At 65.3% G+C, this 15,295-nt stretch carries 21 protein-coding genes; 10 read left to right on the top strand and 11 right to left on the bottom strand.

Annotated elements, in window-relative coordinates; genetic code table 11:
* Positions 1-61: 61 nt before the first annotated feature.
* Positions 62-709, bottom strand: a complete 648-nt coding sequence (locus tag LB541_RS20245) for a glutathione S-transferase family protein (RefSeq protein ID WP_140499977.1) — start codon at positions 707-709, stop codon at positions 62-64.
* A 252-nt stretch (positions 710-961) separates the two neighbouring features.
* Here LB541_RS20245 and LB541_RS20240 point away from each other — a divergent pair, with 252 nt between their 5' ends.
* The gene (locus LB541_RS20240; protein ID WP_140499979.1) at positions 962-1,267 is read left to right on the top strand and encodes a hypothetical protein; all 306 of its coding nucleotides are present in this window, start codon (positions 962-964) and stop codon (positions 1,265-1,267) included.
* On the opposite strand, the gene LB541_RS20235 is transcribed toward LB541_RS20240, so the two are convergent.
* A complete protein-coding gene (locus LB541_RS20235; RefSeq protein WP_140515969.1) occupies positions 1,268-1,696 on the bottom strand; it encodes a DoxX family protein in 429 nt (142 codons plus the stop codon).
* Between the two features lie 396 nt (positions 1,697-2,092).
* On the opposite strand from LB541_RS20235, the gene LB541_RS20230 reads away from it, so the two are divergent.
* The 3 genes from LB541_RS20230 (at position 2,093) to LB541_RS20220 (ending at position 3,137) form a co-directional block, all read left to right on the top strand.
* Positions 2,093-2,272 (top strand): DUF3606 domain-containing protein, encoded by a 180-nt coding sequence (locus LB541_RS20230; RefSeq protein ID WP_115144153.1) that lies wholly within the window; start codon positions 2,093-2,095, stop codon positions 2,270-2,272.
* An 82-nt stretch (positions 2,273-2,354) separates the two neighbouring features.
* Positions 2,355-2,798 (top strand): GFA family protein, encoded by a 444-nt coding sequence (locus LB541_RS20225; RefSeq protein WP_140582355.1) that lies wholly within the window; start codon positions 2,355-2,357, stop codon positions 2,796-2,798.
* A gap of 87 nt (positions 2,799-2,885) precedes the next feature.
* Positions 2,886-3,137, top strand: a complete 252-nt coding sequence (locus tag LB541_RS20220) for a DUF982 domain-containing protein (protein WP_140499984.1) — start codon at positions 2,886-2,888, stop codon at positions 3,135-3,137.
* Positions 3,138-3,197: 60 nt separating this feature from the next.
* Here the strand turns inward: LB541_RS20220 and LB541_RS20215 are convergent, their stop codons facing one another.
* Positions 3,198-3,494, bottom strand: coding sequence for a hypothetical protein (locus tag LB541_RS20215; protein ID WP_224619434.1), 297 nt, complete (start codon positions 3,492-3,494; stop codon positions 3,198-3,200).
* A gap of 74 nt (positions 3,495-3,568) precedes the next feature.
* Positions 3,569-4,546, bottom strand: a complete 978-nt coding sequence (locus LB541_RS20210; protein WP_140499988.1) for an SDR family oxidoreductase — start codon at positions 4,544-4,546, stop codon at positions 3,569-3,571.
* A 194-nt stretch (positions 4,547-4,740) separates the two neighbouring features.
* On the opposite strand from LB541_RS20210, the gene LB541_RS20205 reads away from it, so the two are divergent.
* Positions 4,741-5,673 (top strand): alpha/beta fold hydrolase, encoded by a 933-nt coding sequence (locus LB541_RS20205; RefSeq protein WP_140521516.1) that lies wholly within the window; start codon positions 4,741-4,743, stop codon positions 5,671-5,673.
* A gap of 157 nt (positions 5,674-5,830) precedes the next feature.
* Positions 5,831-6,145 carry a plasmid stabilization protein gene (locus LB541_RS20200; protein WP_140515975.1) on the top strand — a complete coding sequence of 105 codons (315 nt, stop codon included), beginning with the start codon at positions 5,831-5,833 and terminating at the stop codon, positions 6,143-6,145.
* Between the two features lie 28 nt (positions 6,146-6,173).
* On the opposite strand, the gene LB541_RS20195 is transcribed toward LB541_RS20200, so the two are convergent.
* Complete coding sequence (locus LB541_RS20195; protein WP_181173439.1) at positions 6,174-6,326, bottom strand: hypothetical protein; 153 nt, start codon at positions 6,324-6,326, stop codon at positions 6,174-6,176.
* 228 nt (positions 6,327-6,554) lie between these two features.
* On the opposite strand from LB541_RS20195, the gene LB541_RS20190 reads away from it, so the two are divergent.
* Both LB541_RS20190 and LB541_RS20185 read left to right on the top strand, forming a co-directional pair.
* Positions 6,555-6,845 carry a hypothetical protein gene (locus tag LB541_RS20190; RefSeq protein WP_140521515.1) on the top strand — a complete coding sequence of 97 codons (291 nt, stop codon included), beginning with the start codon at positions 6,555-6,557 and terminating at the stop codon, positions 6,843-6,845.
* A 109-nt stretch (positions 6,846-6,954) separates the two neighbouring features.
* Positions 6,955-7,161, top strand: a complete 207-nt coding sequence (locus tag LB541_RS20185) for a hypothetical protein (protein ID WP_140515979.1) — start codon at positions 6,955-6,957, stop codon at positions 7,159-7,161.
* 58 nt (positions 7,162-7,219) lie between these two features.
* Here the strand turns inward: LB541_RS20185 and LB541_RS20180 are convergent, their stop codons facing one another.
* Positions 7,220-8,284: a sensor histidine kinase gene (locus LB541_RS20180; protein WP_140499996.1), complete on the bottom strand. Its 1,065-nt coding sequence runs from the start codon at positions 8,282-8,284 to the stop codon at positions 7,220-7,222.
* A gap of 282 nt (positions 8,285-8,566) precedes the next feature.
* Positions 8,567-8,812, bottom strand: coding sequence for a hypothetical protein (locus tag LB541_RS20175; protein ID WP_140499998.1), 246 nt, complete (start codon positions 8,810-8,812; stop codon positions 8,567-8,569).
* 257 nt (positions 8,813-9,069) lie between these two features.
* On the opposite strand from LB541_RS20175, the gene LB541_RS20170 reads away from it, so the two are divergent.
* The gene (locus LB541_RS20170; protein ID WP_224519116.1) at positions 9,070-9,360 is read left to right on the top strand and encodes a hypothetical protein; all 291 of its coding nucleotides are present in this window, start codon (positions 9,070-9,072) and stop codon (positions 9,358-9,360) included.
* A 147-nt stretch (positions 9,361-9,507) separates the two neighbouring features.
* Positions 9,508-10,515, top strand: coding sequence for an aldo/keto reductase (locus LB541_RS20165; protein ID WP_224619432.1), 1,008 nt, complete (start codon positions 9,508-9,510; stop codon positions 10,513-10,515).
* Between the two features lie 26 nt (positions 10,516-10,541).
* On the opposite strand, the gene LB541_RS20160 is transcribed toward LB541_RS20165, so the two are convergent.
* From LB541_RS20160 to LB541_RS20145, 4 genes are all read right to left on the bottom strand, one after another.
* A complete protein-coding gene (locus tag LB541_RS20160) occupies positions 10,542-11,693 on the bottom strand; it encodes a GNAT family N-acetyltransferase (RefSeq protein WP_140739649.1) in 1,152 nt (383 codons plus the stop codon).
* Positions 11,690-12,682, bottom strand: a complete 993-nt coding sequence (locus LB541_RS20155) for a sterol desaturase family protein (RefSeq protein ID WP_140500004.1) — start codon at positions 12,680-12,682, stop codon at positions 11,690-11,692. The genes LB541_RS20160 and LB541_RS20155 overlap by 4 nt, the downstream gene beginning before the upstream one ends.
* 326 nt (positions 12,683-13,008) lie before the next feature.
* Positions 13,009-13,773 carry a slipin family protein gene (locus LB541_RS20150; protein ID WP_140515988.1) on the bottom strand — a complete coding sequence of 255 codons (765 nt, stop codon included), beginning with the start codon at positions 13,771-13,773 and terminating at the stop codon, positions 13,009-13,011.
* Entirely contained in the window at positions 13,770-15,143 is a 1,374-nt protein-coding gene (locus LB541_RS20145) for an NfeD family protein (RefSeq protein ID WP_224619430.1), read from the bottom strand. The genes LB541_RS20150 and LB541_RS20145 overlap by 4 nt, the downstream gene beginning before the upstream one ends.
* Positions 15,144-15,295: the final 152 nt, after the last annotated feature.

Genomic DNA, 15,295 nt, shown 5'->3' with positions numbered 1-15,295 from the left:
TTAAGAAAAAAATCCTATCTTGCCCGTCCCAGCGTGATCCTCCCCCGGCCTATCCGCTTTGTCAGTTGGGTGCTGGAGCATTGACCGCGAATTGCGCGGCGAACGCCCTGCCATAGGCGGGCCGGGCTTCGCCGCGGGCCACATAGGCAGCCAGGTTTTGATATTCGTCCAGAATGCCCGACATTCTGAGCCGCAGCAGCACAGATACCATCAACAGATCGCCCGCGCTGAACGCGCCGTCGAGCCAGTCGGCGCCGCCCAGATGGGCCGAGAGCCTGTCCAGCCGGGCGCGAACGCGGTCCTTCACCAATGGCAGGCGCTCCTCGCTCCAGGGCTTGTCGGCCTCGAATATTTTTGCCGTCGTCAGTTCGAGGATCGGCAGCTCGACGGTGTTGAGCGCGGCAAACATCCAGGTGATGGCGCGGGCGCGGGCATCGCGATCCTCCGGCAGCAGCCCCGGATACCGCTCGGCAAGGTGGAAGACGATCGAGCCGGTCTCGAACAGGCAGAGCGAACCGTCCTCGTAGGTGGGGATCTGGCCGAAGGGCTGAATGGCCAGATGGTCGGGCGCCTTCATCTCGGCATGGGAAACAAGACGAACCTCATACGGCTGGCCCACTTCCTCGAGCGCCCAGCGAACGCGCGTGTCGCGCGCCAGTCCCTTGCCGCCGTCGGGCGACCGTTTGAATGCCGTAATGGTGATTGTCATTGCATCCGCTTCCTTGCCTGTTTCCGGGCTTCCTGGCGATGACGAACAAGCCTGCGCGGCAGCCCGACATCGGTCTTGAACTATTTTCCTTGCCGGGCGCGGATCGCGAATGGATGTCCGCGCGTTCTGAACGCCTATGCACGCCGCCTCAAAGTGACCTCGGTTTTGGGCGACATGCGTAGGCCGATACCTGCAAGTGCGTCGCACGGGCCCTGTTCAGCGTGACGCGCCTCACCGATGGGAGCAACCGCCATGAACGTCGCCAACCTGCAACTCGAGGGCCTGCTGATGGCCGTCGCATCGATCAACCACGTCCTGGTCAGGAAGGGCGTGCTGACATCAGAGGAGATCGACATCGCCCTGCGCAAGGCCGAAGCCGGCGAAACCAGCGAGGAGCGGTCCGAGGGCATGTCGGCGTCGAGCCGCGACGCCGTCAATTTCCCGATCCGGCTGCTGGAGCTCGCCAACCAGTGCCAGCCCGAAGCTGACATGCCGTCCTTTTCGAAACTGGCGCGCATGGTCGGCCAGATGAAGGAACCCTACAACGACCAGATGTAGCTACGCCCTGCCCGGCCATCCCGGATTGAGCGAAAGCACGCGGCCCGGCCCGTGCACGGCGGCGAACAGCAGCCCGGCCAGGAAGGAAAAATGGTCGACGAAGAAGCCGAATTCCGCCTGGTTGCCGGCCCAGTGGCTCGGTCCGTGGAAGGCGAAGCCGAGGAACAGCACGTAGACCGCCGCGACCAGCGCGGCCGGCGTGAAGAAGGCGCCGGTGAGGAAAGCGATCACCAGCAGCACCTCCAGTATCGCCGCGCACCAGGCCAGGAACAGCGGAAACGGAAAGCCGGCGGCGGCGATATAGCCGGCGGTGGCGCCCATGCCCATGAACTTGAACGTCACCGCCATCAGGAAGACGGCCGCGAAGATCAGGCGGGCGATGAGCAAGGCGGCGGTCTGCCACGGCGATTGGACGGTTGGCGACGGCATGGTTGTTCTCCCGTTTCGTTTGCTTGTCTTACCCAATTCCGGATGGAAACCGAACTTTCCTGGAATTGCTCCTAGGACGCGCCACGCACCGCGCATCCGACATATCCGCCGAAGTTTTTTCCGGATGTCGTGATCGGCGCCACATGATCGGGCCGCTGTCGCAAAAACTGGAGTCCGGTTTGCCGGCTCCTTGATGAAGTGGGCCACATCGGCCCTGATGTATCTCGCCGCCACGCGCCTGGAGCCGGCCTGAGGCAGCGGAGCCGATATCCGGTCCGGGTGATCGCCAAAGCGCGCAAAAGCCGCTATGGAACCAGCGGCGTCAAATGCTGTTATGTATGACCGCAGGGTCGCGCCGCGACGGCGGCGCGCCGGGGGTGGAAAGTGAGGCTCGGCATGGCGGACGACAAATCGAAGATCAAGCAGGATCGCAAGCTGGTTTCGAGCGAGGAAACCTATGAGGTTGCCGCTTTCGCCCGCAAATACGGCATCCCGCAGAGCGAGGCCCAGACCATCATCAAGCGCTACGGGCCCTCGAGGAAGAAGCTCGACAACCACATGGCCGCGCGCGGATAGCTCGGCGCGACCGGCGTTGGAAGCCTTGCCCGGGGCAGGACCCCGGGCGCATTGCGGCACTGAATGGTTGGAGGCCACGGCCATGCCCGACACCGCGCGCAGAACCGGCAGCTGCCTTTGCGGCGGCGTGCAGTTCACCGTCAGCGGTCCGCCCCTGCGGGTGGGTCTCTGCCATTGCAAGGATTGCCGCAAGACCAGCGGCTCCGCCTTTGCCGCCTTCGCCATCTGGCCGCGCCAGGCGTTCGAGACATCGGGCATTCTCGGCACCTATGCCGGCCGCGGCTTCTGCCCGACCTGCGGCAGCCGTGTCGCCTCGCTCAGCGACGACGAAGCCGAGGTGATGATCGGCAGCCTGGACGTGGCGCCGACCGATCTCATGCCGGAGTACGAATTGTGGATCGGCCGGCGCGAATCCTGGCTGCATGCCTTGCCCGATACGCGGCAGTTCGAGCACGACCGGCCCGCCGCGCAGGCTCCCGGCCCGCCGCCGCCGAGGCCGCTGTCGGACGCAGCTCCCGGCGGCTGAAAATTAGTCGAAAAGTTTAGCGGCTGCGACGGAACCCCGGAACGGCGGCCGGCGTTATCGGGCGCCTCAGTTTCAATGGAGATCGCCGTGAACGACAAGTTCTTTCCCCGTCCGGTCAGGCTGAAGGTCGGACCGGCCCGCGAGCGCGTGGTGCGCAGCGCCTGGGAAGGCCTGGAATGCCTGCGCGACTGGCCCGGCAAGCACGGCCGGCGCTACCGCGCCGCATGGCGCAGCTGCCGCGATGCCCTCGATGGCTGGACCCCGGCCGAGAAGGCGATGCGGGCCATGATCGATGCCGGGCGCGAGGCGGAATTTCTGCCCGGCAACGGCAAATCCTGAAAGCCTGCCGCCTCAAGGGGCGGTTCGGAACCCGATAGCTGCATCGCGGCAAGCCGCCGGCTACTGTTTCGGCGGCTGCGGCGGCACTTCACCCGGTTTGATCACCGGCGTCTTGCCTTCGTTGGGCGCCGGCGCGGCCATGCCCTGGTCGCCTGTCGGCGGCGGCTTCAGCACGCCGCCGCAATCGTTCAGCGTCTCGGTCAGCGTGTTGTCGGTCGGCTGCTGGTTGCCGTCGGGCTTGGCCCGGCATTTTTCGCTGGGCGCCTGCTTGTCGGGGTTCTGCTGCTCGGCCTGCGCCAGCGCCGCGGCGGGCGCCGCGAGCATCAGGCTGACGAACATGACGGCGAGAAGTCTCATCTCGGCCTCCTTTCCAGGTTGGGCCACCCTCACCGGCCGCCCAATAGTCGATGGCGTGCCTTCGATAGCTTGCCTCAATAACCGCCGACGATCGGCAGGATTTCGCCGGTGATGTAGCTGGAGCATTGCGGCGAGGCCAGGAACACATAGGCCGGCGCGATTTCCTCCGGCTGTGCGGGCCGCTTCATCGGCGTCTTGGCGCCGAACTGCGACACGTCCTGCGCCTCCTTCTCCGACGGATTGAGCGGCGTCCACACCGGCCCCGGCGCCACCGCGTTGACGCGGATGCCCTTGCCGACGAGGTTGCCCGACAGCGCCCGGGTGAAGGCATGGATGCCGCCCTTGGTCATGGAGTAGTCGACCAGGTCCTTCGATCCCTCGATGCCGGTGACCGAACCGGTGTTGATGATGGCCGAACCCGGCTTCATATGCGCCACCGCCTCCTGCGCCATATGGAAGTAGCCGTAGAGGTTGGTCTTCAGCGTGGTGTCGAAATGCTCCTCGGTCAGGTCGGCGAAATCGGTGGAATGGATCTGGAAGGCGGCGTTGTTGACCAGCACGTCGAGCCGCCCCAGTTCCTTGACGACCCTTGCCACGGCCTTGGCGCAGAAGGCGCGATTGCCGACATCGCCGCGCAAGGCGAGGCAGCGGCGGCCCTCCGCTTCGACCGCTTGCTTGGTCGCCTCCGCGTCACGGTCCTCGCTGAGATAGACGATGGCGATATCGGCACCCTCGCGCGCGAACAGCACGGCCACCGCACGGCCGATCCCGGAATCGCCGCCGGTGATCAACGCCGCCTTGCCTTCCAGCTTTCCCGAACCGCGCCAGAACGGCGCGTCATAGAGCGGCGCCGGCTCGATGGCCCATTCCTCGCCGGGTTTGGGATGATGCTGGGCGGGAAAAGGCGGCGCGGGATATTTTCGCGCGCCGGCCTGCATGGCGCCGTCGCCCTTGGGCTTGGCCTTGGCGCGGTCCTTGGCGTCGACCTTGCGCTGGATGCTGCGCTGCTTGCTGGTTGCTTTCGAACTGTCGCTCTGGGTGCTGGTCGGCATGGTCATCTCCTCTGTGTTTGGACCGGAGACATCCCGAACCTCCTCGCGCAACGCGCGGAACTGTTCGCGATGTCTTCGGTCCAAACGCTCTGCTCGCAGGGACAACGCATGTCGGCGGAAAAAGTTGGCGGCTTTCGCAGGCGCGCATTGCAACCGCTCGCGTCCTGCCGCCGTTTCGCCTGCCGGAGGCAATCATGTTCGAAGGTTTTCAGACCCTCGAGGTCGACTGCGGCGACGCCCGCATCTTCGCCCGGCGCGCCGGCGACGGGCCCGCCGTCCTTCTGCTGCACGGCTTTCCGCAGACGCATCTGATGTGGCGCGACGTGGCGCCACGCCTGGCGGACCGGTTCACCGTCATATGCGCCGACCTGCGCGGCTATGGCGCCAGCTCATGCCCGGCGTCGAGCGCCGATCACGCCCCTTACGCCAAGCGCGCCATGGCCCGCGACATGGTGGCGCTGATGGCCGAGCTCGGCTTTTCCAGCTTCATGGTCGCCGGCCATGATCGCGGCGGGCGTGTCGCCTACCGCCTCGCGCTCGACCATCCCGACCGCGTCGAAAGGCTTGCCGTGCTCGACATCGTGCCCACCGCCGACGCCTGGGACCGGGCCGACGCCAGGCTGGCGCTCGGCTATTGGCCGTGGTCGTTGCTGGCGCAGCCGGAGCCGCTGCCGGAAAAGCTCCTGGCCAGTGCGGCCGACGCGATCGTCGATGATGCCCTGGGCGGCTGGGGCTCGTCGCCAGAGACATTTTCCGCCGGCGTGCGCCAGGCCTATGTCGAGGCCCTGCGCGATCCCGCCCATGCCCATGCGATCTGCGAGGAGTACCGGGCGGCCGCGATGCTCGACCGCGGGCACGACCATGCCGATCGCGCCGGCGGCCGGCGCATAGCCTGCGCGGTGCTGGCGCTGTGGAGCGGGCAAGGCGCGCTCGCCGAATGGTATGCCGGCGAAGGCGGACCGCTGGCCTTGTGGCGCGGCTGGGCCGGCGATCTGCGCGGCCATGCGGTCCAGGGCGGGCATTTCTTTCCCGAAGAAGCACCCGCGCAAACGGCCGCCGAATTGAGCGCTTTCTTCGCCGGCCCCGAAACCGCCGCCCGAGAGGGCAATGTTAGGAAAAGTGCCTAGCGGTTTCCCACCTAGCGCTTTCCCTGGGGAATCGCGTCGAACTAACGCCTGGAGCGGCTCAGCGGGAACCTTCTCAGCCGGCCGCGACCAAGGGAATTGGAACCACATCCTTGGCTGCGCAGTTGCAGGGGCATCGGATGAACCCGGGAGCAGAGCCATGCCACGTGGAGAAAAATCGAAATACACCGACAAGCAGGAGCGCAAGGCAGACCACATCGCCGAGGGCTACGAGCATCGCGGCGTGTCCGAGAAGGAAGCCGAGCGCCGCGCCTGGGCCACCGTCAACAAGGATGATGGCGGCGGCAAGAAGGAGGGCGGCTCCGGCCGCGGCAAGCACACCGGCCATCCCGCCGCGCACAAGGGCGGCGAAAAGGGCGGCAAGGCTTCCGCCTCGCGTTCGGCCGCGAGCCGGTCGGCATCGGCCAGGAAGGCAGCCGCGACCCGCAAGCGCAACGAAGCGCACGCCCATTGATGCGCGGGGCGACCGGATCGCGAAATTCTTATGCGCCTTGCCTGCCCTCGCCCGGGCCGCTCTTGATCAGATCGCCGCCCGGCGGATCATCGAAGTTCGGCTCGGCCGGATTGTCGGACGGCGGTCTTTGCGGACAGTCCTCGTAGCCGTGGTCGCGGCCGCCGCAGAACGAACAGCACATGGCTTCGCGCTCCCTGTTCCCGGGCGGCCATCGCGGGGTCTGGTAAGGCTTCCTGCCGAGCATGCCCAGCAATGCGCGAGGCGCGATTTGGTTGCGCGCCCGCGCCGTCCCTGGCAAGAGAAGACGCCGGCTGTTGCGCAACCGCCAGACAAAGTGCGAATCTCCCCGGTATGCCGCGACCAGGCGCAAACCGCCCGGCGTTGCGGATCATGCCTTGGAGAGACCGCCATGTCCGTTCGAATACTGTTGCCGACCGTGGCTGCCATGCTTGCCGCCACCGGCCTGGCCGAAGCCCGGCCCGACAGCCGCGCCATGAGCTGCGCGCAGATCCGCGCCATGATCCAGAGCCACCGCGCCGTCGTGCTGACCACCGGCCCCAACACCTATGACCGCTATGTCAGGCAGTTCGGCAATGAATGCGATTGGCCCGAAGTGCCGATGTCGGCCTATATCCCGGCCCGTGACGGGCACTGTCCGGTCTACCGCTGCGAGGAGCCGGTCAACAATTTCCCGAATTGACCGGTCGGCCAGGCGCCGGCATCGACGTTCGGGGATTGCCGCATCCCTGCCTGAAACCATTCCGAGGGGCCGGCGTTGACGCGTGGGGTGGCCGCCACAGGAGATGCCCATGACCGTCAACTGCCGCGTATCCATCGACAACCGGCCTCAATCGATCGAGGCCGTTTTCCAGGCCGTGCCCCGGATCGGCGAGAGCGTTTCGCTGTCCGTCGACGGAAACGCCCAGGACCTGCGCGTTTCGCGTGTCGTGCATGTGCCCGACGGCTCGCTCGAAGGGGCTGCGATCATCGTCGAGGTGACGGGCAACATCCTGTAGTCGCCTGAATCCGCAAATGCGGCGCGCCTTGGCCACGGCGGATCGGCAGCGGCAGCTTTCAGATGCCTAAGCCGATCGTCTGGCCGGCGTCTTCCATAGGGTGCTGCGGCACAATGATCGACGCCAGCGGCGCATTCAGCGTCCATCTGAAATAGCCGGGCGAGCGCTCGATCACGGCGGACCCGCCGAGCGACTGCGGCGCCACCCTTTGCAGGACAACGGTGCCGAACCCCTTGCGCGTGGTGTCGTCGCGCTCGTCGCCGCCGCTATAGGGGGGCGACCGCTCCTCCCAGACAAGTTGGAATTCGCGTTCGGCCAGAGCGTCGTCGCTCATGCTCCAGGTCACCTCGACCCGGCCGGAATCGCTGGCGAGCGCTCCATACTTGGACGAATTGGTGCCGAGCTCGTGGAAAGCCATGCCGAGATTCTGCACCGCATTCGACTGCAAGGTCAGCAGCGGTCCCGAAAGCAGTATCTGCTCCTCGCGGCCGAACGGTTTGAGATGTTCCTGGACCAGGTCGAACAGGCTGGCTCCCGCCCAGTTCGAGGTGACCAGCAGATCGTGCGAGCGTGACAGCGCCATGATGCGGGCGCGGATCATCTCCTCGAACTCGCGCGGGTCCTGCGAGCGCTTGCTGGTTTCCCTGACCATCGACAGGATCACCGCAAACTGGTTCTTGACGCGATGGTTGACCTCGCGCATCAGCATCTTGATCCGGCGCTCGTTCTCCCTGCTGGCGCTGATGTCGCGGGCGATCTTCGAGGCGCCGACGATCTCGCCGCTGGCGTTCCTGATCGGCGACACCGTCAGCGAAACGGCAATGAAGGTGCCGTCCTTGCGCTTTCGCGTCGTCTCGTAGCTCGCGAGGCGTTCGCCGCGGCGGACCTTGGCGATGATCTCGGTTTCCTCGTTCTTGAGGTGGTCGGGGATGAGCATCAGGATCGACTGCCCCAACGCTTCCTCCGCGCTGTAGCCGAACATGCGTTCGGCCGCCTGGTTCCAGCTTTTGATGATGCTGTTCAGGTCCTTGCTGATGATGGCGTCGAAGGAGGAATCGACGATCGCCGCCAGCTGCGCATCGGCCGTTGCGTCCTGTTTTTCACCGCTTGCTATGTCAGCCATTGCCCCGCCAGGTGTCAGCCTATAGCCACTAGATAACGCGTGCGCCGGACAAGGCAATCACCTTGAAGCGGCCTGCTGCTTCAACTTCATCGAAATCGCCTCGCCGGCTGGAGTGATCGAGGGGAAGGTCGTTCCGCAGATCAGGGCGGCCGGCATCGGAGACGCCAGCGACCATACAAAATGGTTTTCGAGCACCAGGACAGAGCGGACATTCAAGTCCATGGGCACCGGAAGCGCGGAACCCGTCCTTGCGGGCCGGCATCACCTGAATGTCACCGCGCCTCAGTCAGAATGGCCGTCGCCCACATTGCCGTTGCCGCCCGGGGTGGACAGCAGTCCGAAGTCCTGGGACTTGACGCCCTGCTCCGCCGCCAGGAATCCGTCCGAGGCGAGGCCACGCCGCAAGAGCTCCCTGACCGCGGCCGAGCGGCTCGGCATGCGCTTGTCGAAGCGCCAGTTCTCCAATGCCGCCAGTTCATCGGCGGTCAGCATGACCTGCAAGCGTTCAGGACGTTCCAGTTCAGTCACGGCACTTCCTCGCAAAACCCAATACGCGAATGAGTATCTGTCTCATTCCACTAATAATTAGGATAGCAATCCTAACACGTCAAGGTCGGCAAATACGCGACCTCCCCATCCTGCTCATGATGACTATAAAGCGTCGGGTGCGCCTTTGCGTAACCATGCTAACTAACTGATATATATCGACTATTTTCATATTTTCGCTTGCCAGACGCCGATGCGAGGCGCATGCTACAAAGGCAAAACCAGTCCAGGAGGTTTCGATGCGGTATGACTACTCGACGCGGTTGCGCGATGACGTTCAATCCGCGGTCACGACGGCTTTCAGGACGTACGGCATCGTCAACATCACCGCGGTGGCCGAACGAATCAGGCTCAGGAACCTCGACGAAAACGTTGCTCTCGAGGACGTCGAGCACCTGGTCCTGGCGGCCGCCCAACTGCTTGGAGCCGCCATCGAATTCGAGGGCCTGACCATGATCGACCGCTTGCCGGACGCTCATGTCAACGGCCGCCCCGGCGGACCGGCCCCTGCCCTGAAGCGCCTCGTCTGAACAGATTTGAGGCGACGCGCTAAGTCATTTCGGGCGACCTGCATCAGGGCTCCGGTGGCCGGGCGAGCCCGCTGGACGCCGCCTACCTGTGGAAATTGAGCGCGCGCGCTATATGGTGTTTGAATTCCCCCCTCTGGAGAACACGCCATGACGCTCGACACACGCAAGCTCGGCAGCCAGGGGCTGCGGGTCTCGGCCATCGGCCTCGGCTGCATGGGCATGAGCCAGTCCTACGGCCCGGCCGACGAAGCCGAATCCATCGCCACGCTGCACCGCGCCATCGAACTCGGCTGCACCTTCCTCGACACCGCCGAGGTGTATGGCCCTTACGCCAATGAGGCGCTGCTCGGCCGCGCCTTGAAGGGCAAGCGCGACCAGGTGACCATCGCCACCAAATTCGGCTTTCGCATCGAAAATGGCCGGCAGGTCGGCACCGAACGCGACAGCAGGCCGCAAACCATCAGGGCGGCGGTTGAAGGGTCGTTGAAGCGGCTCGCCACCGACCATATCGACCTTCTCTACCAGCACCGTGTCGATCCGGCCGTGCCGGCCGAGGATGTCGCCGGCACGGTCGGCGAGCTGGTAAAACAGGGCAAGGTCCGCTTCTTCGGCCTGTCGGAGGCGGGAGCCGCCAACATCCAGCGGGCGCACGCCGTGTTTCCGATCTCGGCGCTGCAGAGTGAGTACTCGCTGTGGGAGCGCAATCTCGAGCCGGAAATCATTCCCCTGCTGCGGCAAACCGGCATCGGCCTGGTGCCGTTCTCACCGCTCGGCCGCGGCTTCCTGACCGGCGGCGCCAAGCGCGCCGAGGACTATCCGGAAGGCGATTACCGCCGCGGCGACCCGCGCTACCAGGGCGCGAACTACGACGCCAATGTCGAGGCCGCCGCGAAGGTTCGCGACATCGCCGCCGCCAAAGGCATCAAGCCAGGGCAGATCGCGCTGGCCTGGCTCCTGGAGAAGGGCAACGTCTTCGGTGTCGACATCGTGCCGATCCCCGGCACCAAGCGGATCAAATATCTGGAAGAAAATGTCGCCGCTGCGTCGCTGAAACCGGAGGCCGCCGAGATGGCGGCGCTCGACGACGCGCTGGCCCCGGGGAAGGTCTCCGGCCCGCGCTACGGCGACCGCACCATGATGATGATCGACCGATAGGTTCGCACGTCGCCGGTGAATCGGGCCTATTCCACCGGTGCGGGCTTTTGGCGAGGATCGGGCCGCAACCGCTGGTGAAGTTCCCTGCCGGCGTGCAGGGTCCGGTCCGCCAGCGCGGCGAGTGTTCCGCGCAAGGTCCTTGTTCCCAGCACCGAATCCAGCGTCACCGACTGGGTCGCGAAGCGCCGCTTGAAGTCCTCGCCGCCGCACAGGAAGTCGACCATCGTCAGCCCTCTGTCGATCGACCACTGGATGTAGTCCATCATCAGCACCATGCCGGGAGACGCCCGTTCGACATCCGGATCGTAGGTCGTGACGAAGGCCATCATCGTGTTGCGCTGGACGAAATTGATCGAGACCGCCACCACCATCCCGGCGCATTCCAGCACGAAGACATGCAGGAGTCCTTCCCTGGCCAGCACGGCGACCAGCGCGGCCAGGGCCGGCGACCCCTCATCGAACAGGTTGGATTCGTGTCCGCGCGCGGCGAGCCATTTGCGCTTGAACTCGGCGAGCCTCTCGAGGACGGGCTGCATCGGCTCGTCCGGCGACATGAGGCGGAACCGCACTTCGCCGCCTTCCTCGAGGAATTTGCGGCCACGGCGATAATTCTGGCGCATCTTCTTCGTTTGTTCCCCGAACCAGTCCGCGCCCGTACGCCATGGCCCGGCGACCCGGAAGCTGGTTTCGCTGCGGCGGTTCGGGCGCAGCGCCATCTTGGGCGCCGAAGCGGGAGCAAGCAGCGTGCGCATCGCGGCGTCCGGCAGCAGGCGGTTCAGATAGACGAGATCGAAGCCGCCCGCGGCCGAAATTTCCTGCCATAGCGCCGCGACCGCCGCCGGATCGCAGTCCGGCGCGACCAGCACGTCGCCATAGTCGCTGTGGTCCTTGGCAGCCCATTCCAGGATGTTGACGCCCTTGCGCCGCACCGTCGCCAGCGGGATGACGGCGTCGATCCGGTCACCGTTCCAGACGAGGCCGATCCTGAGACCACGCAGCTCCCGGTCCGGGGCCGTCTGCCACCACGCCGTGACCCAGGCGTGGCTTTGAAAGATCAGCCCCTCCGCCCGGCGCCACAGCTCCGTCCAGGCCGGCCCGACCGACGCGAGGCGCTCCTCGGAGGTGACGATCTCCAAAGCGCCGGCCTTCGGGCCCTCGATCGCGGCGTGAGCGTTCATGGCTGCGGGCTCCGTGTCGGCTCGGACGAAGCGCGGCGGCGAAACCGCCGGGCGATGTGCCCCCACATCTTCTTGAGCGGCAGCACGTAAAGCCCGGACAGGGATTGATAGTCGCGCGCGCCGCGTTCCATCAATCCGAACCTGAAATCCTCATCGGGCTTGGGCACGCACAACGTTCCGAATAGCCGGTCCCAGAACGAGAACAGCAAGCCGAAATTCTTGTCGTAGTGCCTTGGATCGACGCTGTGGTGCAGTTGGTGCCAATGCGGGCACAGCACGATGTTGTTGAGCGGCCCGAACGATATCTTGAAATGGGTGTGCCTGACGAAATCCATCATCAGGATATTGCGCATGACGTAGACGTTGACGCCGAAGATCGTCACTTCGACGAGGTTAAGCGACAAAAGGGTCCAGATGCCGAAGCAGATCCCGGGTATGACGCCGTCCCAGGCGCGGTTCATGAGCTCGTCGAGCGGATGAACCCTGTCCTTGGTGATCCCGACCATCACCTCCGCCGAGTGATGCACCTTGTGCAGCTCCCACAGGAACGGGAAGCGGTGCTGGGCCACATGGTAGAGGTAATAGGATATGTCGTAGGCGATCAGCATCGTCACCGTGAAGATGACGATCGTCACCGCCCCCGGCGGTCCCGGCAGCAGCGGCGGCTCGATTTGCAGGAGTGCCGCCAGCGTCCGATTCGTCGCGTAACCGACGGCGACGACGAAGGTCACGCCCGCGGGCAGCATCAGGAAGGGCATAATCGCCTTGCGGGTGATCCAGAAAAGCAGGTCCGCCCGCGCCGAGGGATGCGTGACGATCTCGTTGGGAAAGACGAAATCGAAGAATTCCCTGAAGCTCTTGCGCTCCGCCGTCCGCCAATAGGCGATCAGGGCGCTGCCCAGCGCGGTCAGCAGCAAAAGGCCGGCCGCAAGCAGGCTGGAGCCGGACAACTTGTCCAGGATCCTTTCGATGATGCCGGCAATCGACATGGGCCCACTCATTTATGCAACCGAAGCTTGACTTGCAGGAGGCGATTGACCTGACTGGCCGGGCAAGCCGCCACGCCGTCAGGGCTCTCGATCATTTCGCCGTCACCCTAGTCGAGAATCCATAGCGAAAGCTTAAGCTGATTAAAAACAATGAATCCGCTAAAAAGCCCGCTATATATTGCCGAATTCTGAATAAAACTCCTAAAATTGACAGCAAAGGACCGGCAGCGCTTGGCGTGGAGATCGCAACTTCGGGGAATCGCCGGGTGATCGTGCCGGTCCCGAACTCGCCGGCCCGCGGCCGGGCTGCCAAACCCCTCCCAAGCTTATTTCCCGGCGCCCGGCTGCTTGTTGAAGATCGCTAGCAGGTCCATCGGCAGCGGAAACACCACCGTCGACGAGCGCTCGCCGGCGATGTCGTGCAGCGCCTCGAAATAGCGCAGTTGCATGGCCTGTGGCTCCTGCGCCAGCATCTTGCCGGCCTCGACCAGCTTTGCCGCCGCCTGCTGCTCGCCATCGGCGTTGATCACCTTCGCGCGCCGCAGCCTTTCAGCCTCGGCCTGCTTAGCGATGGCGCGGACCATGTTTTCGTTGAGGTCGACATGCTTGATCTCGACATTGGACACCTTGATGCCCCATGCGTCGGTCCGCTGGTCCAGGATCTCCTGGATGTCGCTGTTCAACTTGTCGCGCTCGGCCAGCATCTCGTCGAGCTCGTGCTTGCCGAGAACCGAGCGCAATGTGGTCTGCGCAAGCTGGTTTGTCGCGGCCATGAAGTCCTCGACCTGGATGACGGCCCGCTCGGCGTCGACGATGCGGAAATACAGCACCGCGTTCACCTTCACCGAGACATTGTCGCGCGAGATCACGTCCTGCGGCGGCACGTCCTGGACCACCACGCGCAGGTCGACCCGCACCATCTGCTGGACGAAGGGGACGAGGAGGATGAGGCCGGGGCCCTTCACCCCGGTGAAGCGGCCGAGCGTGAAGACCACGCCGCGCTCATATTCCCGCAGGATGCGAATGGCCGCGGACAGGAAGATCAGCACGATGAGGGCGAGCACCAGGTAGGCGACGTAACCGATGATCATTGCCTTGCTCCATTGTTCCTGCGCCGGACCGTCAGCACGAGATCCCTGACATCGGCCACCTCGACGCTGTCGCCGGGGGCGAGCGGTTCATCGGCTTTCGCCCGCCAGCGCTCGCCCTGCGCGAACACATGGCCCTCGCTGCCCGACCAGTCGAGGATCCTGGCCGGCAGCCCGTGCATGGCCTGCGCGCCGACACGCGGCAGGCTCCTGCGCGCCCTCCACAGATAGCTGCCGGCCAGCAGCGCCAGGCCAAGCGTCAGCGCCGCGGCGGTGCCGATGAGCGCCCACGACATCTCGAAGCCCGGGCCCTCGACCTTGAGCAGCATGGCGGCGCCGAGCAGGAAGGCGGCCACGCCTCCAAGCCCGAGCACCACGGTCGGGTTGAAGGCCTCGATGACGAGGAAGGCGATGCCAAGCAGCATCAGGGCGAGGCCGGTATAGCTGATCGGCAGCAGATTGAGGGCATAGAGCCCGAGCAGCAGGCAGATGGTCCCGATCACGCCGGGCGCCACGGCGCCTGGGCTGGTGAACTCGAAGACGAGGCCGTAGACGCCGGCCAGCATCAGGACGACGGCGATGTTGGGATCGGTGATGACGGCGAGAAGCCGGATCAGCCAGCCGGGATCGAGCGTCTCGACCGCCACGCCCTTGGTCGCCAGCACCTGTTGCTTGCCGGCCACCTCGACCGTGCGGCCGTCAGCAAGCTGGAGCAGCTCGGCCGTGTCGCGGGCGACGAGGTCGACTACATGTGCCTGAAGTGCCGCATTGGCGGAAAGGCTGGCCGCCTCGCGCACGGCCCTTTCGCCCCAGTCGGCATTGCGGCCGCGCAGTTCGGCGAGCGAACGGATCAAGGCGACCGCGTCGTTCGTTACCTTGGTCATCATCGCGTCGCCCGCCGGAGGCCCGGTGGCATTCTTCTGGTCGCCCTTGTCCTTTTGGTCGCCACCGGGAAGGGATGGCAGCCCGCCAAGCTCGACCGGCGTGGCGGCACCCAGATTGGTGCCGGGCGCCATCGCCGCGACATGGGTGGCATAAAGGATATAGGTTCCGGCACTTGCCGCATGCGCGCCGGCGGGCGCGACATAGCCGATGACGGGAACCGGCGAGGCAAGGATATCGGCGATCATTTCGCGCATCGAGGTGACCAGCCCGCCCGGCGTGTCGATCTCGAGGACAACGGCTTCGGCGTGCCGCTCGGCGGCTTTGGCCAGCGCTTCGTTGAGCTGCCTGGCGCTCGCCGGGCCGATGGCGCCGTCGATCACGACGCGCAACGCGACCTTCTCCGCAGCCTCCGCGGTCACGGAAGAGTGACTGGCGGCCGCGGCGGCCATGAAGGCCGCTGCCAGAACCGCCATCCGCGCGAGGGTCACGCTCAAAACTCCCTGAATTACGCAGGATATGCTGTGCAGGATATGGCGTTCGGTCCGTCGAGATCCATGGCCTGGCCTCAGATTGCAAGCCGGCGACCCTGCCCTTCGCAGCCGGCGGCAAACGCAATGGGCAGACGTTCAAAGCCGGAAGG

The sequence above is a fragment of the Mesorhizobium sp. BR1-1-15 genome (genome assembly GCF_020165475.1).
GTDB lineage: Bacteria > Pseudomonadota > Alphaproteobacteria > Rhizobiales > Rhizobiaceae > Mesorhizobium.
The sequence above is the reverse complement of the archived record's forward strand: the minus strand, read 5'-3'. Positions and strand labels throughout refer to the sequence as shown.

Excerpts from the sequence above, each read along its gene's own strand:
- LB541_RS20245 (WP_140499977.1), bottom strand. The coding sequence starts at position 709 with ATGACAATCACCATTACGGCATTCAAACGGTCGCCCGACGGCGGCAAG.
- LB541_RS20240 (WP_140499979.1), top strand. The coding sequence starts at position 962 with ATGAACGTCGCCAACCTGCAACTCGAGGGCCTGCTGATGGCCGTCGCA.
- LB541_RS20235 (WP_140515969.1), bottom strand. The coding sequence starts at position 1,696 with ATGCCGTCGCCAACCGTCCAATCGCCGTGGCAGACCGCCGCCTTGCTC.
- LB541_RS20230 (WP_115144153.1), top strand. The coding sequence starts at position 2,093 with ATGGCGGACGACAAATCGAAGATCAAGCAGGATCGCAAGCTGGTTTCG.
- LB541_RS20225 (WP_140582355.1), top strand. The coding sequence starts at position 2,355 with ATGCCCGACACCGCGCGCAGAACCGGCAGCTGCCTTTGCGGCGGCGTG.
- LB541_RS20215 (WP_224619434.1), bottom strand. The coding sequence starts at position 3,494 with ATGAGACTTCTCGCCGTCATGTTCGTCAGCCTGATGCTCGCGGCGCCC.
- LB541_RS20210 (WP_140499988.1), bottom strand. The coding sequence starts at position 4,546 with ATGCCGACCAGCACCCAGAGCGACAGTTCGAAAGCAACCAGCAAGCAG.
- LB541_RS20205 (WP_140521516.1), top strand. The coding sequence starts at position 4,741 with ATGTTCGAAGGTTTTCAGACCCTCGAGGTCGACTGCGGCGACGCCCGC.
- LB541_RS20200 (WP_140515975.1), top strand. The coding sequence starts at position 5,831 with ATGCCACGTGGAGAAAAATCGAAATACACCGACAAGCAGGAGCGCAAG.
- LB541_RS20195 (WP_181173439.1), bottom strand. The coding sequence starts at position 6,326 with ATGTGCTGTTCGTTCTGCGGCGGCCGCGACCACGGCTACGAGGACTGT.
- LB541_RS20190 (WP_140521515.1), top strand. The coding sequence starts at position 6,555 with ATGTCCGTTCGAATACTGTTGCCGACCGTGGCTGCCATGCTTGCCGCC.
- LB541_RS20185 (WP_140515979.1), top strand. The coding sequence starts at position 6,955 with ATGACCGTCAACTGCCGCGTATCCATCGACAACCGGCCTCAATCGATC.
- LB541_RS20180 (WP_140499996.1), bottom strand. The coding sequence starts at position 8,284 with ATGGCTGACATAGCAAGCGGTGAAAAACAGGACGCAACGGCCGATGCG.
- LB541_RS20170 (WP_224519116.1), top strand. The coding sequence starts at position 9,070 with ATGCGGTATGACTACTCGACGCGGTTGCGCGATGACGTTCAATCCGCG.
- LB541_RS20165 (WP_224619432.1), top strand. The coding sequence starts at position 9,508 with ATGACGCTCGACACACGCAAGCTCGGCAGCCAGGGGCTGCGGGTCTCG.
- LB541_RS20160 (WP_140739649.1), bottom strand. The coding sequence starts at position 11,693 with ATGAACGCTCACGCCGCGATCGAGGGCCCGAAGGCCGGCGCTTTGGAG.
- LB541_RS20155 (WP_140500004.1), bottom strand. The coding sequence starts at position 12,682 with ATGTCGATTGCCGGCATCATCGAAAGGATCCTGGACAAGTTGTCCGGC.
- LB541_RS20150 (WP_140515988.1), bottom strand. The coding sequence starts at position 13,773 with ATGATCATCGGTTACGTCGCCTACCTGGTGCTCGCCCTCATCGTGCTG.